This is a genomic window from Edaphobacter sp., from assembly GCF_028283685.1.
Taxonomy (GTDB): domain Bacteria; phylum Acidobacteriota; class Terriglobia; order Terriglobales; family Acidobacteriaceae; genus Edaphobacter.
In genome coordinates this window covers 15,700-29,413 of sequence record NZ_JAPWKF010000004.1, presented here as the reverse complement: position 1 = coordinate 29,413, position 13,714 = coordinate 15,700, and the positions used below count along the sequence as shown (strand labels likewise).

Here is a 13,714-nt window from a genome sequence, read left to right as displayed (position 1 = left end):
ACAACGCAAAGGCCGCCGAGAGATCGGCGGCCTTCGTTATTTAACGACTTGCACTAATTTGTAGCTGTCGGCGAGGTGTAGTCCGTCGCCGTAATGACCTGTAGCTTGGTCGTCGTCTGGATCTGTTGGTCGATCAGGATCAGCGTCGTCGCTGTGCCGCTGGAGTAGGTCACCTGAGCGCCTGTATAGGCCGGCACCGTGTCATCGTCAGGCACCGTGCCGGCGGGCAGAAGGACGAGCGTATAGGCCCCAGAGGGAACGTTCAGGTAGCCGGTATTCGCGTTGAATGCGATATTCGTATACACCGGCGTCACGGCGGTGAGCTTCTGTCCCGAAGGCACAAGATAAATATCCTGTGCCGCGCCGGTCGTCGCCTGGTTGATGAAGCGCACGGCCATCTGGCCAGTAGGAGCAGCCTGGCTCTGATCCTTCAGCACGGTCCCTTGCAGGCTGGCCACAACGTTGCCGATCAGCACCGTGTACTGGCTTCCGGTCACATAAGTACCCTTTGCCGAGACGAGTGTCTGCTTGGTGCCTGCCTGGGCCGCTAACGTGGTGTACATTCCCGGATTGACCGGCACATACGACGTCACCGTGCCAAAGCCAAGGTTATAGGCGACCGCTGTATTGTTCTGGTAGATGTCCAGCCCCGGTGCGTCCGGCGAGGCATCGATGAAACGCACCTGCGATCCGCTCTGGCTGGATACAATTCCTTGACAGCCTGAGAGCCCCACCGTCAGCCCAACCGATGCTGCTGAGACAGCAAGCCTTCGGAGAAGGGCAGAGAGCGACATACGCGGCTGGCCGGGGTTCAGCATCTTAAGATGAGTTGGTACATGATTCACTCTAAACGATCTGAACATGGGGTGCGACGAATGCGTTTCTGGTACTTCCTGGTCATTGCGCTGATGCCTGGATTGATATCGCCCAGCGGCACCCTTCTTCTGGGCCAGCAGCCGCAGGAGACGCCATCGGCGACAACACCGCCCCCCATATCCACCACGCCGCATGTTGAGGCGATCACGAGCATGCGCTCACAGAAGGTCGAGAGCCCCGCCGCCGTCCCGCCGCACAAGCAGAACTACGAGTTCAAAGTTACCAGCGGCGATTGGGTCGACACCGGAGTGCACCTCGCCGCTGGCGAGATCGCGAGCTTCACGGTCTCCGGCGACCTGACCCTCGCCGACGGCCGCAAGAGCACTGCCGATGGACTCGACCGCGGGTGGAAGGACCTCATCCGTCAGTTCCCGCTGAACTCGGCGAAGGTCGGCGCGCTCGTCGGCCGCGTCAGCGACATAGGAGCCTCGGTTCCCTTTTCCATCGGTGCCGCAGGACAGGTCACGATGCCGACCACCGGCAAACTCTTTCTACGCGCCAACCTGAGCAGCGACCTCACGGCTACGGGCGAGTACAAGGTGAATGTCAAGTTCACCGAGCCGCAGAAGTTCAAGACCAACGTGCTCGCCGCACCTGCCTCCAGTCCCATCAGCACGCTCATCACCCCGGCTAACTTTGACACCATTCCACGCCGCGTCACCGACACCGCCAGCGGCAACGGTAATCCCGGTGACATGGTGAACTTCGCCCTCGTCGGCACCGAGCAAGAGGTCAAAGATGCCTTCAAAGCCGCCGGCTGGGTGGCTGTCGATAAGTCCGTGCAGGACGCCATCCTCAGCGGGCTGATGGCAACGCTCAATCGAGAGGCCTACACCGCTATGCCGATGAGCACGCTCTATCTATTCGACCGGCCGCAGGACATGTCTTACGCACGTGCCGATCCACTCCTCGTCGCCGCCGAGCGTCACCATCTGCGCGTCTGGAAGAGCGATCAGATGATCGACGGCCGCCCGCTATGGGTCGGCTCCGCAACCCACGACATCGGCTTCGAAAAGGACCAGCGCACCGGCGGCGTCACCCACAAGATCGATCCCGAGATCGACAAGGAGCGCGACTACATCCTGCAGAGCTTCGATGCCGCGGGAGTCTACTCAAGCGCAGCCTACGTCATGCCGTCGAACCCCATGCAGGAGGCACGTACAGCCACTGGCGGCAGCTTTCACTCCGACGGACGCATCGTCGTCATGGCGCTAAAGTAGCTATTCGCGAACCATGCAGATCAGCAGCGTCATATCGTCGTGCTGGTCTGCGCCCGAGGTGAAGACATCGGCTGCATCGAGGATGCAGTTCATCATTTGTTCCGCGTCCACGGTGCAGTCCGGCCTGTGAAGAATCGAACGTGCGGCAGCGATCATGCGGTCTTCGCCCCACTCCTCTTCAACAGGGTTCATCGCCTCCGAGATCCCGTCGGTAAAGGCGATCAGTACATCGCCCGGCTCCAGCACGATCTCCTGCTTCTCGTAGGCCGACTCCGGCAACAGGCCGATCACGGTTCCCGTGGCTTCCAACGCAATCTGGCGATCGCCACGCAGCACCAGCGGAGGATTGTGCCCTGCATTGACATACGAGAGAAGCCGCGTCTGCGGATCGTACTCCGCATAGAAGAAGGTGGCATAACGATTGGACGTCGAGGAATCGTAGACCAGCCCATTCACATGCTCCATCAACGCACCCTGGTCGCCACGTCGCAGCTGCGCCCCGCTGCGCAGACTGGCGCGGAGGCTGGCCATCAGTAATGCAGCAGAAATCCCTTTGCCCGAGATATCGCCGAGCGCCAGCACCAGGAGCTCGCCTCCATCTCCTGCCTGCTGCGAGAGAGACGGCAGCAGAAAGAAGTCGTAATAGTCACCACCGATAGCCTGCGCCGGCCTGCAATATCCGGCAATATCCACGCCTGCAATCTTCGGATACGACTGTGGGAAGAGCCGCTCCTGCACCTCGCGCGCAATCTCGATCTCACGCGAGACCCGCTCACGCTGCGTGATCTCGCGCGACAGGTTCTCGAGAAGCTCCGCATTCTCCAGCGCCATGCCGGCCTGCGACGCCACGGACTGAAGCAGCTGGCGGTCGGTGCGCGTGTACGGCTCCTCCGAACGCTTTGGTCCCAGCGCCATCACGCCTGCCAGCTGCTTGCGTCCCGGCAGCGGCACCAGCAGCTCGGTTGAAAGATCATTCAGCGCACGTCGCTCGGCCTCGGTCGCATCCACCAGCCAGCTCGACGGGTCATCGCGGTAGACATTTGCCGGCCCACGATCGCGCGCCAGCGTCGTGATCGTCGCCGACGTGGCTGGCAGTGATATCGAGCTCAGCAATGGAGGCATCATGGTTGCGCCAGGCATACCCGTCGCCAGTTGCAACCGGTAAGTATCACCCGAGCGCAGGAAGACGGCGATGCGGTCGATATGAAGCGTCTCACCGATGCGCTGCGTGATGGTGTTCAGCAGCGGCGCCACCTCGGTAAAGTTACGCGCCTCCTCCGAGAGCTCAGACAGCAACTGCTCCGCAGAGTAGGCTTCGCGAAAGAAGCGCTGGTCGATTCGTTGCTGCAGCTTCTTTGAGACCACGAAGCGGAAGGAAAAAACGCAGACCATGATGCCGAAGATGCGAACGATATCGACCAGGCGGCGATGGCTCTCGACGCTGTGAAAGAAGTCCACCAGCGCAAAGCCGAACCAGACGCCCAGCGCGACCTGCAAGATGACGACCGACTGCTTGGCGAACGCGTACTTCGTTCCCTGCCGGATCAGCAGCTTTAGATCCAACGCGCGCTGCACGACGACGACGTAGGCCAGCGACATGGGAAAGAGGAACAGAATCGACACCCCCGACAGCACGATCCACTCCGGGATGTCCTGCCCGATATCGGTCTTGCGGAACAACGCGATGATCGCCAGAACAAAGAACGGCGTCAGACCGATGGACGTCCCGGCGTAGAGGATGCGCAGACGGCGACGTCCATCGCCTCGCGCTGTCCGTATCTTGAAAAACAACGAGATGAAAAAGTAGTTGATTGCCCCAATCGCGATGACCGTTTCGATGGTGCCGAACGTGACGGAGAACGGTACCAGCCACGCCGCAAGCGAGAAGTTGTACGAGCGGCTGAACTCCTGCAACAGATCAAGCGGTGCCAGCACAAAGATCGGCAGCATCAGCGTCCACTTGATCCAGGGATAACGGATATCAATCTTCGAACGGTCGGGAAAGTAAACACCAAACAGCATTAGGCAGATCGGCATCGCACTCTGCGAGACGGTTGCCCAGATCATCGCCACCGGCTTTAGCGGCCCACTCAAGGTCTGCGTCGCAATAAACAGCGAATTGAAGAACGACAGAATGCCCAGAATCAGCCATGCATTCCCGTTCAGCGGCCTCGCAAACGCAACATACAACCCTGTCACCAGGCAGAAGAATGAGGCCACCGTCAGAAAGGTCAGTACCACCCACGACCAGAGCGGCTGGTTACGCGGATGCACGGCTCGCAATGTCACGCTGGCTGTACGTGGAGCCGGATCGCCGTTGCGGCGGTAGGTCACCACCATCGGCATGCCAGGCTCGCTGCGACGAGCCTCCTGCTCGACGACATCGCCGCTGAGGTATGGCCTTCCATTGACGGTAAGCACACGGTCGCCGGCGATCAGTCCCGCCTCGCGTGTCTCCGGCAGCACCAGAGTCAGCGTGGCGCCTTTATAGCTTCCGGAGAAGGGAGCGCGCGCCTGAAAACGCCCATTCTTCTGAGAGTCGTAGTTGTGGCGCGCCCCCAGGAAGAAGTGGGTGAACGCGAAGAAAGCCACAATCGCGAGAAGCAGGTACAGAAGACGCGTTGGTCGCTGCGGCATAAATGGAATGGTTAGACGGCTGGCTGCATGGTAGCAGCCAGCCCACAACTCTGAAGAACGCTGACAGCTACTTCTTTACGGGCTTGCTGGCGATGATCGAATCCTTGATCTTGTTGTAGACGTTCTCCGGCAGCACGCCACGCGAGACCAACTGATTCTTCGCCGTATACGGACGGCCATCGATGATCCGCTTGGAGTAGGCATCGCCGATGCCCGGAAAGGCTTTCAGTTGATCGACAGTGGCCGTATTGATATCCAGCTTGCTGGCGGACGTTGCCGCAGCAGCCGACGACGGCTTACCTGGCGACTGTGCCACGATGGCCATCGGAAGCGTGAAAAGCAGGGCAAGGGCGAGGAACCGGGAACGAAGATTGCGCATATCTGGTAAATTCTCCGAGAACAGGATGACGTTGAGCGGAAGAGTACGGGAGCACGGGCGGCTCGTCAATCCATAGTCTTTTCACAGCAATTGTTTGACTTTGCCCGGTCTCACCGCTACTCTAATTGCAGCGATGCGTTCTCTGACCATCCATCACGGGCATCATCACCATCATCATGCGCAGAGCGTGTTGGCGGCCGTGTCCGGTGTGACGAAGTAACAGAACGCATACCCTGGGATTCCGAAAGGCCCGCTCAACGCGCACACCGCGAGCGGGCCTTTTTACGTGTCGCGGCATGCTTCAACGATCGAACTGGAGATTGGGAATGACAGAACTACCGAAGATCGACTTTGCCAAAATGGACGGCCTCGTCCCCGGCATCGTGCAGGATTATAAGACCGGTGAGATGCTGATGCTCGGCTTCCTCAACGAGATCAGCTACCAGAAAACCCTCGAAACCGGGTTCGTCACCTTCTGGAGCCGCACCCGCTCCAAGCTCTGGATGAAGGGCGAGACCAGCGGGAATCGCCTGCGCATCCTCGAAGCCTCCACCGATTGCGACAACGACGCCCTGCTCTTCCGCGTCGAGGTCGAAGGCGACGGCCTGGTCTGCCACGAAGGAACGGTCAGCTGCTTTACCAAGAAGATCGAAACAAAAAAGTAACCGAGAAGACGACGGAGAATAGAAGTCATGAGCGAGACCAAGAAGTTGAAACTCGGCATTCCCAAGGGAAGCCTGCAGGACGCCACCATCGCACTTTTCCAGCGTGCCGGCTGGAACATCTACGCCAGTGGCCGCAGCTACTTTCCCACCATCGATGACATCGAGATCGAGTGCATGCTCGTCCGCGCGCAGGAGATGGCCCGCTACGTCGAGTACGGCGCCCTCGACGCCGGACTCACCGGCAACGACTGGGTGCTTGAGAACCAGCATGACATCGAGTACGTCACCAGCCTCACCTACTCCAAGCAGAGCCGCCAAAAGGTGAAGTGGGTGCTCGCCGTGCCCGAGGACTCGCCCTATCAGAAGCCCGAGGACCTCGCCGGCTGCATCATCGCCACCGAACTGGTCGAGTTCACCAAGCGCTACTTCGAATCCAAGAAGATCCCCGTCAAGGTCGAGTTCAGCTGGGGCGCAACCGAGGTCAAGCCGCCCACGCTGGCCGACGCCATCGTCGAGGTCACCGAGACCGGCAGCTCCCTGCGCGCCAACCGTCTGCGCATCATCGAAACACTCATGGAGAGCGAGACACAGCTCATCGCCAACAAGACCTCCTGGCAGGACGACTGGAAGAAGCAGAAGATCGAGAACATCTCGCTGATGCTGAACGCCGCCATCGCCGCACAGGGACGAGTCGGCCTGATGCTCAACGCGCGCAAGGCCAATCTGCGCGAGGTGCTCGCTGTGCTGCCCGCACTCAACTCGCCGACGGTCTCGCAGCTCAGCGACGAAGAGTGGGTCGCGCTGAACACGATCCTCGAAGAGCCCATCGTCCGCGAGGTCATCCCCAAGCTCAAGGCCGCAGGCGCCACCGGCATCGTCGAGTATCCGCTGAGCAAGGTTGTTCTGTAACTTTTTGATGTGTCATTCCGACCGGAGCGCAGCGAAGTGGAGGAACCTGCTTTACCATCCACCGCTGTGCCCCTGGAGATAGTTGATGAAGCTAGTCAAGACCTACGGACGCTCCGCGAAGACCGCCGCCGCGCTGATCCAGTCAATCGAGCAGCGCGGCGCCGTCTCCACGGCAAAGGTTGAACCCGTCGTCCGCCGTATCCTCGCAGATGTTCGCAAGTCCGGCGACCGCGGCGTTCGCAAATACGCGACAAAGTTCGACGGCCTCGCAAAGAATACGCCGCTACTGGTTGCGCGCGAAGAGATGGAGGCCGCATGGCACGCCACCTCACCTGAACTGCAGGCCGCGATGATGGTGGCGCGCGCCAATATCCTCGCCTTCGCCGAAGCGCAGATGCCGAAAGAGTGGAGCATGTCTCCCGCCGATGGCGTCAAGACAGGACAGATCGTTCGCCCGCTCGGCTCCGTGGGCTGCTACGTCCCCGGCGGCCGCTATCCTCTTCCTTCCACGCTGCTGATGACCTCCACACCCGCGCAGGTCGCAGGCGTTGAGCGCATCGTCGTTTGCTCACCTAAACCCGCGAGAGAGACGCTCGCCGCGGCATATCTCGCAGGCGTCACCGAGTTCTATCGCGTTGGCGGAGCGCAGGCCATCGCCGCGCTCGCCTATGGCACCGAAACCATCGCCCCGGTCAACAAGATCGTCGGTCCCGGAAATCTCTTCGTCACCTCAGCCAAGTCGCTGGTCTCTACCGAGTGCGGCATCGACATGCCTGCCGGCCCGACAGAGATCGTCGTCACCAGCGACAAGGGTTATCCTGCCGGCATCGCGGCAGACCTCGTCGCGCAGGCCGAGCACGATCCCGAGACGCTCGCCGTCCTCATCACCAGCAACGACGCCCTTGCCCATGCGGTCGCTGCCGAAGTGAAGGTACAAGCAAAGGGCAATAAGCTCGCAAAGGTGTCGCTCGCCAAGCAGGGCGCAATATTTGTAACCAAAACAGTTGCAGAAGCACGTGAGCTGACTAACCGTCTCGCCCCCGAGCATCTCACAGTCGACAGCGCCTCTGACCTGAAGTGGGTACAGAACGCTGGCTCTGTCTTCGTGGGCGACTACGCTCCGCAGTCCATGGGCGACTATGTCTCCGGCCCCAATCACGTGCTGCCCACTGGCCGCGTGGGTCGCGTGCGCGGTGGCCTCAGCGTGATGGACTTCGTGAAGATCATCACCGTGCAGGAGTACACCAGCAAGGGCCTCAAGAAGATCGGCCCCCATGCCATCGCGCTGGCCAGCGCCGAGGGCCTCACCGGCCACGCCAAGAGCGTCAGCGTAAGAATGAGGTGATCGCGATGAGCAACGAGGTAATAGGATGAGCACTGCAAACAGCATCACCACCATCAAGCCCCGCCGCCTCGTCCTCGAGATGCCGGAGTATCACCCTCCGCTCGCTGGCCGCGACGCCCTGCGGCTCGACTTCAACGAGAACACCTTCTCGCCGTCGCCACGCGTGCTCGACCGCTTGAAGCAGATCACCGCCGAAGGCCTGACCAAGTATCCCGAGCGCGAGCCCGTAGAGCGCAAGGTCGCCGCTCACCTCGGCCTCGATCCAAAGCAGGTGCTGCTCACCAACGCAGTCGATGAGGCGATTCATCTCGTCTGCTGCACGTTTCTTGAAGCGGACGATGAAGTGTTGATTGCGACGCCGTCGTTCTTTATGTACGACGTCTCCGTCGGGTTGATGACGCGCAACCTCATCAAGGTGCAGGCTGACGAGACGCTCGAATTCCCCTTCGAAAAGCTGCTCGCCGCTATCACCGAACGCACCAAGCTCATCATTGTCGCCTCGCCCAACAATCCCACGGGAGCCGTCGCGACGCGCGCGCAGCTGCTGGCTCTCGCCAACGCCGCACCGCATGCAGTGGTTATGGTCGACGAGGCCTACTTCCACTTCCACGGCGAGACGGTGATGGATGACATCGCGACCACGCCGAATCTTCTTATCGCTCGCACCTTTTCGAAAGCATACGGTCTTGCGAACCTCCGCATCGGTCTGCTCGTATCGAGCCCCGAGATCATCGGCTACCTGCGCAAGGTCTCGTCGCCGTACAACGTCAACGGCGTTGCACTCGACTGCCTCACCGTCGCCATCGAAGACGATGCCTACATCGCCTGGTACGTCGAGCAAATCCGCACTGGCCGCGAGCGCATGATGGCTGGCCTCTCCGAGCTGGGCGTCGGCTACTTCCCCAGCGCGGCCAACTTCGTGTTGATGAAGATCGGGCCGCTACACAAAGAACTGGTCACCGCGATGCGCTCACGCGGCGTGCTGCTACGCGATCGCTCCGCCGACCCCGGCTGCGACGGCTACGTCCGCATCACCATCGGCCTCGCCGACCAGGTGACCAGAGGACTCGAGGCACTGAAGGCCTCGCTCGAAGAGATCGGCTGGAAGCCCGTGCGCGGCTTCAGCACAACGGCAAACAATGAAGGACAGGAGCTCTAGAACGATGGCAGCAATTAAGAAGGCACGCACCGGCAGCATCAAGCGCGACACCACCGAAACGCAGATCGCGCTCAAGCTGAACATCGATGGCACCGGCATCTACAAGGTCACCACCGGCATCCGCTTCTTCGACCACATGCTCGAGCTCTTCACCCGCCACGGAGGCTTCGACCTCACGCTCACCTGCAAGGGCGATCTCGACGTCGACCAGCACCACACCGTCGAAGATGTAGGCATCGCGCTGGGCGAGGCCTTCAACAAGGCACTCGGCGACAAGAAGGGCATCCTCCGCGCCGGCTACTTCGTCATGGCAATGGACGAGACGCTCGCGGTCGCCGCGGTCGATCTCTCCGGCCGAGTCGCCTATGTCGTCGACGACAAGGTGAAGGTCCGCCTCGTAGGAGACTTCCAGTCCGAGCTACTCGCCGACTTCTTCGACGGCTTCGCCCGCGGAGCCAAAGCCAATGTCCACGTCAAGACAATGTACGGACGCTCGAACCACCACAAGATCGAGGCGATCTTCAAAGCCTTCGCACGCGCATTGCGTGGCGCCTGCTCACGCGATGAACGCATGGCAGAAATTTTGCCAAGTACAAAAGGTCTTCTGTAATGAATGCTGAGGTAGCGACTTGGCGAACAATAGCGTTTCGTATTGGCTACTTCTGTCTTCTTGTTACGGTATTAATTCACATTGCCTTCTGGATGCGCGCAAGCAGGCTACATGGCTTTTGGGGGCATTTCGATGAGGCGGGACGATGGATGCAAACGATCGACCTGTCCTCTTTGTTGGCGATGGTTTTATGCCTATTCGGAATAGGCTATAAGCGTTGGCTCGGTTTCGGCCTCGCACTATGTTCCTTTTTCCTTTGTTGTGGCTACGCAGCTGGACTCTAAATTCATGATTCAAGTCATCGACTACAAAGCGGGCAATCTCACCAGCGTCCTAAAAGCGCTGAACTACCTCGGTGCCGAGACCCACGTCACGCAGTCACCCGACGACGTGCGCAACGCCAGCAAGATCGTCCTCCCCGGCGTAGGCCATTTCCAGGCGACACAGCTGCTGCACGATCTCGAACTCACAGAGGCCACACGCGAGGCCATCGCGAGCGGCGTTCCGTTCCTCGGCATCTGCGTCGGGTTGCAATGGCTCTATCGCGGTTCGACCGAAGCCCAGTCTACCGATGGCCTCTGCCACTTCGGCTCGATGTGCGAGCGCTTCCCTGCCACCTACAACAACAACGAGTTGAAATCGCCGCACGTCGGCTGGAACTCGCTGGAGAACATTCGCGAAGACTCACGCCTGCTTCGTGGCGTACCGAACGGAGGCTTCGTCTACTACACGCACTCGTGGCGCGCTCCCGTCAGCGCGGACACTGCGGCCTCCACCAACTACGGAGGCGACTTTACCGCCGCCGTGGAGCGCGATAACGTCATGGGCGTGCAATTTCACCCTGAGAAGTCGAGCACCGTCGGCCTCCAGATCCTCAAGAACTTCGTGGAGCTCTAATGCCTTTCTTCTATGAAGTAACGCTCGCCGAAGAGACCCCGCAGCCCGCATACAAGCTTACGCAGCAGCTTGTGCCTGCGGGAACCCTCGTCGGCACCGGGCAGAACATCGCTGTCCTCTCCGACGGCAAAAGCGAGTTCCACCTTCGCGCACCGTTGCAGGGCCTGCTGGTCGGCTGGTTCGCCGAAAGCGGCGACGCACTCGATCTCGACGAACCCGTCGCACGTATCGTCGCCGAAGGAGCCGAACGTCTCGTCAGCGCAGTTACACCAGTGAGGTCGCAGGTATGCTGACCAAGCGCATCATCGCCTGCCTCGACGTGCGTGACGGACGCGTCGTCAAGGGCATCCAGTTCGTCGATATCATCGACGCAGGCGACCCCGCCGAACTCGCGCACCGTCACGCCGCTGCAGGCGCGGATGAGATCGTCCTGCTCGATATCACCGCCACGCATGAAGGCCGCGGCACCTTGCTCGACACCGTAAAGCGCACCGCCGCCGAGCTCTTCGTTCCCTTCACCGTCGGCGGCGGCATCCGCTCCGCCGAAGACGCTGCCGCTGTCTTCGACGCAGGCGCCGACAAGGTGAGCATCAACTCCTCCGCCATCGCGCGGCCAGAGCTGATCGGCGAGATCGGCTCGAGCTTCGGCGCGCAGGCCGTCATCGTCGCCATCGACGCACGCCGCGCTGAAAACTCCTCCGACCCCGTTGGCGACGCCGAGGTCTACGTCGCCGGTGGCCGCAAACCTACCGGCCGCAAGGTGGTCGATTGGGCACGCGAGGCCGAGCAGCGTGGCGCAGGCGAGATTCTGCTGACCAGTATGAACACCGACGGCATGCGCTCCGGCTTCGATTGCGAGCTGACCGCGCGCGTCTCCGAAGCCGTGCAGATCCCCGTCATCGCCAGCGGAGGCGCAGGCTCCGCCGCTCACTTCGCCGAGGTCTTCGGACGCGGCAAGGCCGATGCCGCTCTGGCTGCAAGCATCTTCCACTTCGGCGTGACGGATTCACGAGACCTCAAAGCAGAGTTGCAGCGGGCCGGCATTCCGGTACGCTTGCCCTGCTGATCGCAGGACGCAACGGCAAAAAGCAGATTCCTCCGCTGTGCTGCGGAATGACAACTCAAGAGGCTTGAGCCCCAAAAGCAAATGGAAACAGGAGAGACTTTACCGCAATGTTGATACCTTCGATTGACCTCATGGGCGGCCGTATCGTCCAGCTCGTTCAGGGCGAAAAGCTCAAGCTTGCCTTCGACGACTTCGACTACTGGATCGACCGTTTCAGCAAATACCCGCTCGTGCAGTTGATCGACCTCGATGCCGCGATGCGGCAGGGCTCCAACGCCGATCTGATCTCGCAGTTCACCTCGAAACTGCCCTGCCAGGTGGGCGGCGGCCTGCGTACCGCCGAAGACGGACAGCACATGCTCGACCTTGGAGCGAAGCGCGTCATCTACGGATCGTCTTTGTTCGGAGGCGATAACGAGGCCGACCGCAAGCGTCATCCGCTCATCAATCTCGACTTCGCCGCAAAGCTGCGCGATACGCTCGGCGAGGAGCAGCTGGTCTTCTCCGTCGACACCAAGGGCGGACAGGTCGCCGTGCGCGGCTGGAAGGAAAACGTCGCGCTGACGCCGGAAGAGGCCGTCACCTGGCTTGAAGACTTTTGCGCCGCCTTCCTCTACACCCACGTCGATACCGAAGGCACCATGACGGGCTTCCCCATCGACGTCGCAGCGATTCTGCGTGCGACCACGGCCAAGCAGCTGATCGTTGCGGGTGGCATCAAGGAACGCGCCGAGATTGATTCGCTCGACCAGATGGGCGTCGATGCCGTCGCAGGCATGGCCGTCTACTCGGGAGCGATCGAAGCTTAAAAGTACGTCAGCGAGTCTTCATGCTGACTCGCTGACGCCTTTGCTTCTCTGTATTACTCATTGCCCAGGCTGTCAGCCAGCGCGTAGTAGCCTTTGCGAGCCTGAACCTTGGTGTCCTTGCCGCAGGTGATGTTCAGTGTGCGGAAGGTTCCGTCCAGCTTCAGATTCGTCGGCGTATAACTGGCGAGATATTGTGTACGCAGCTCATCCTGAATCTGATTGAAGGCGTCCTCGAGCTTCTTGCCGTTGTTGCCGACATTGATGACGCGTCCGCCCGTCTCCTTCGCCAAACGGTCCATGTCTCCGGCCCCCGTGTAACCAAAGCCTCCCATACCGCCATAAAATCCGCGATCGGCAATCAGAATGACGTAGACGATGGCGTTCGACTTCTGCGCCGCTTCGATGGAAGACTTCAGGTTCTCCTGCGACCCCTGGTCCTGTCCGTCGGTCAGGATGATGAGAATCTTGCGCCCGGCCTCCTGGTGCAGTTTGTCATGGGCAGCAAGGTAGACGGCATCGTACAGCAGCGTTCCGCGAGGCGAGCCGTTGCCGGTCACCGAACCGTATGTTGCGCCGGTGTTGATCGAGGCTTTATCGAGCGCCCGCTTAATCTCGCGCGGTGAATTGGTGTAATCGGCCAGCAGATCGACGTTGATGTCGAAAGAAATGAGGAAGGCCTCATCCTTGGGCGTCAGGACATCCTTCAAAAATTGCGCTCCGGCTTCCTGCTCCAGTGGCAGAACATTCTGCTGACTCCCGCTGGTGTCCAGCAGAATGCCGATGGTCAGCGGCAGATTTTTTTCCTGGGTAAAGTTCTTCACCTTCTGCTCGGCCTTGTCCTCGAAGATCTGGCAGTCGTCCTTGTGCAGATTGGTGATGAAGCCGTTCTTGTCGCGGACGGAGAAGAAGAGGTTGACCAGGTTGACGTTGACCTTCAGCGTCTGGGTCTCTCCGATATCGACCGGCTGTGAGGGGGCATCGCTCTCCGGGGGCGGGCCGCCGGGCGAAGGGGCCTCCTGGGCGCGAAGTCCCGGAGCGGCCGCGAGGCCGAAAAAGACAGTCAACAGGGCGACAGAGAGGCAGGCAGGTGTGCGCATGACGTTATAGACGAGCTTAGTCGCCTGCAGGTCAGCGGAAAAGCT

The 13,714-nt window shown here is 60.5% G+C and carries 14 protein-coding genes; 10 read left to right on the top strand and 4 right to left on the bottom strand.

Annotation, left to right across the window (positions count from 1 at the left end; genetic code table 11):
* Nucleotides 1-53: 53 nt before the first annotated feature.
* The gene (locus PW789_RS05090; RefSeq protein WP_299372396.1) at nucleotides 54-683 is read right to left on the bottom strand and encodes a DUF4397 domain-containing protein; all 630 of its coding nucleotides are present in this window, start codon (nucleotides 681-683) and stop codon (nucleotides 54-56) included.
* Nucleotides 684-836: 153 nt separating this feature from the next.
* Here PW789_RS05090 and PW789_RS05085 point away from each other — a divergent pair, with 153 nt between their 5' ends.
* Nucleotides 837-2,096, top strand: a complete 1,260-nt coding sequence (locus tag PW789_RS05085) for an LssY C-terminal domain-containing protein (RefSeq protein WP_299372393.1) — start codon at nucleotides 837-839, stop codon at nucleotides 2,094-2,096.
* On the opposite strand, the gene PW789_RS05080 is transcribed toward PW789_RS05085, so the two are convergent.
* Together PW789_RS05080 and PW789_RS05075 are read right to left on the bottom strand one after the other, a co-directional pair.
* Entirely contained in the window at nucleotides 2,097-4,733 is a 2,637-nt protein-coding gene (locus PW789_RS05080) for a SpoIIE family protein phosphatase (RefSeq protein WP_299372390.1), read from the bottom strand. It abuts the gene before it with no gap.
* A 67-nt stretch (nucleotides 4,734-4,800) separates the two neighbouring features.
* The gene (locus PW789_RS05075) at nucleotides 4,801-5,112 is read right to left on the bottom strand and encodes a helix-hairpin-helix domain-containing protein (RefSeq protein ID WP_299372387.1); all 312 of its coding nucleotides are present in this window, start codon (nucleotides 5,110-5,112) and stop codon (nucleotides 4,801-4,803) included.
* A gap of 326 nt (nucleotides 5,113-5,438) precedes the next feature.
* Between PW789_RS05075 and hisI the strand changes: the two genes are divergently transcribed.
* From hisI to PW789_RS05030, 9 genes are all read left to right on the top strand, one after another.
* On the top strand, nucleotides 5,439-5,777 hold the full coding sequence (hisI, locus tag PW789_RS05070; RefSeq protein ID WP_299372384.1) for a phosphoribosyl-AMP cyclohydrolase: 339 nt from the start codon (nucleotides 5,439-5,441) through the stop codon (nucleotides 5,775-5,777).
* A 27-nt stretch (nucleotides 5,778-5,804) separates the two neighbouring features.
* Nucleotides 5,805-6,686 (top strand): ATP phosphoribosyltransferase, encoded by an 882-nt coding sequence (gene hisG, locus PW789_RS05065; RefSeq protein ID WP_299372381.1) that lies wholly within the window; start codon nucleotides 5,805-5,807, stop codon nucleotides 6,684-6,686.
* Nucleotides 6,687-6,771: 85 nt separating this feature from the next.
* Nucleotides 6,772-8,031, top strand: a complete 1,260-nt coding sequence (gene hisD / locus PW789_RS05060) for a histidinol dehydrogenase (RefSeq protein WP_299372378.1) — start codon at nucleotides 6,772-6,774, stop codon at nucleotides 8,029-8,031.
* A gap of 25 nt (nucleotides 8,032-8,056) precedes the next feature.
* On the top strand, nucleotides 8,057-9,190 hold the full coding sequence (hisC, locus tag PW789_RS05055; protein WP_299372375.1) for a histidinol-phosphate transaminase: 1,134 nt from the start codon (nucleotides 8,057-8,059) through the stop codon (nucleotides 9,188-9,190).
* A gap of 4 nt (nucleotides 9,191-9,194) precedes the next feature.
* Nucleotides 9,195-9,800, top strand: a complete 606-nt coding sequence (gene hisB, locus PW789_RS05050) for an imidazoleglycerol-phosphate dehydratase HisB (protein ID WP_299372372.1) — start codon at nucleotides 9,195-9,197, stop codon at nucleotides 9,798-9,800.
* A gap of 288 nt (nucleotides 9,801-10,088) precedes the next feature.
* On the top strand, nucleotides 10,089-10,697 hold the full coding sequence (gene hisH, locus PW789_RS05045) for an imidazole glycerol phosphate synthase subunit HisH (RefSeq protein ID WP_299372369.1): 609 nt from the start codon (nucleotides 10,089-10,091) through the stop codon (nucleotides 10,695-10,697).
* Complete coding sequence (locus PW789_RS05040) at nucleotides 10,697-10,990, top strand: biotin/lipoyl-containing protein (RefSeq protein ID WP_299372366.1); 294 nt, start codon at nucleotides 10,697-10,699, stop codon at nucleotides 10,988-10,990. Before hisH ends, PW789_RS05040 begins: the two co-directional genes overlap by 1 nt.
* Nucleotides 10,984-11,763, top strand: coding sequence for an imidazole glycerol phosphate synthase subunit HisF (hisF, locus tag PW789_RS05035; protein WP_299372363.1), 780 nt, complete (start codon nucleotides 10,984-10,986; stop codon nucleotides 11,761-11,763). Before PW789_RS05040 ends, hisF begins: the two co-directional genes overlap by 7 nt.
* Nucleotides 11,764-11,870: 107 nt before the next feature.
* Entirely contained in the window at nucleotides 11,871-12,572 is a 702-nt protein-coding gene (locus tag PW789_RS05030) for a HisA/HisF-related TIM barrel protein (protein WP_299372360.1), read from the top strand.
* A gap of 53 nt (nucleotides 12,573-12,625) precedes the next feature.
* Here the strand turns inward: PW789_RS05030 and PW789_RS05025 are convergent, their stop codons facing one another.
* Entirely contained in the window at nucleotides 12,626-13,669 is a 1,044-nt protein-coding gene (locus PW789_RS05025; protein WP_299372357.1) for a VWA domain-containing protein, read from the bottom strand.
* Between the last annotated feature and the right edge of the window lie 45 nt (nucleotides 13,670-13,714).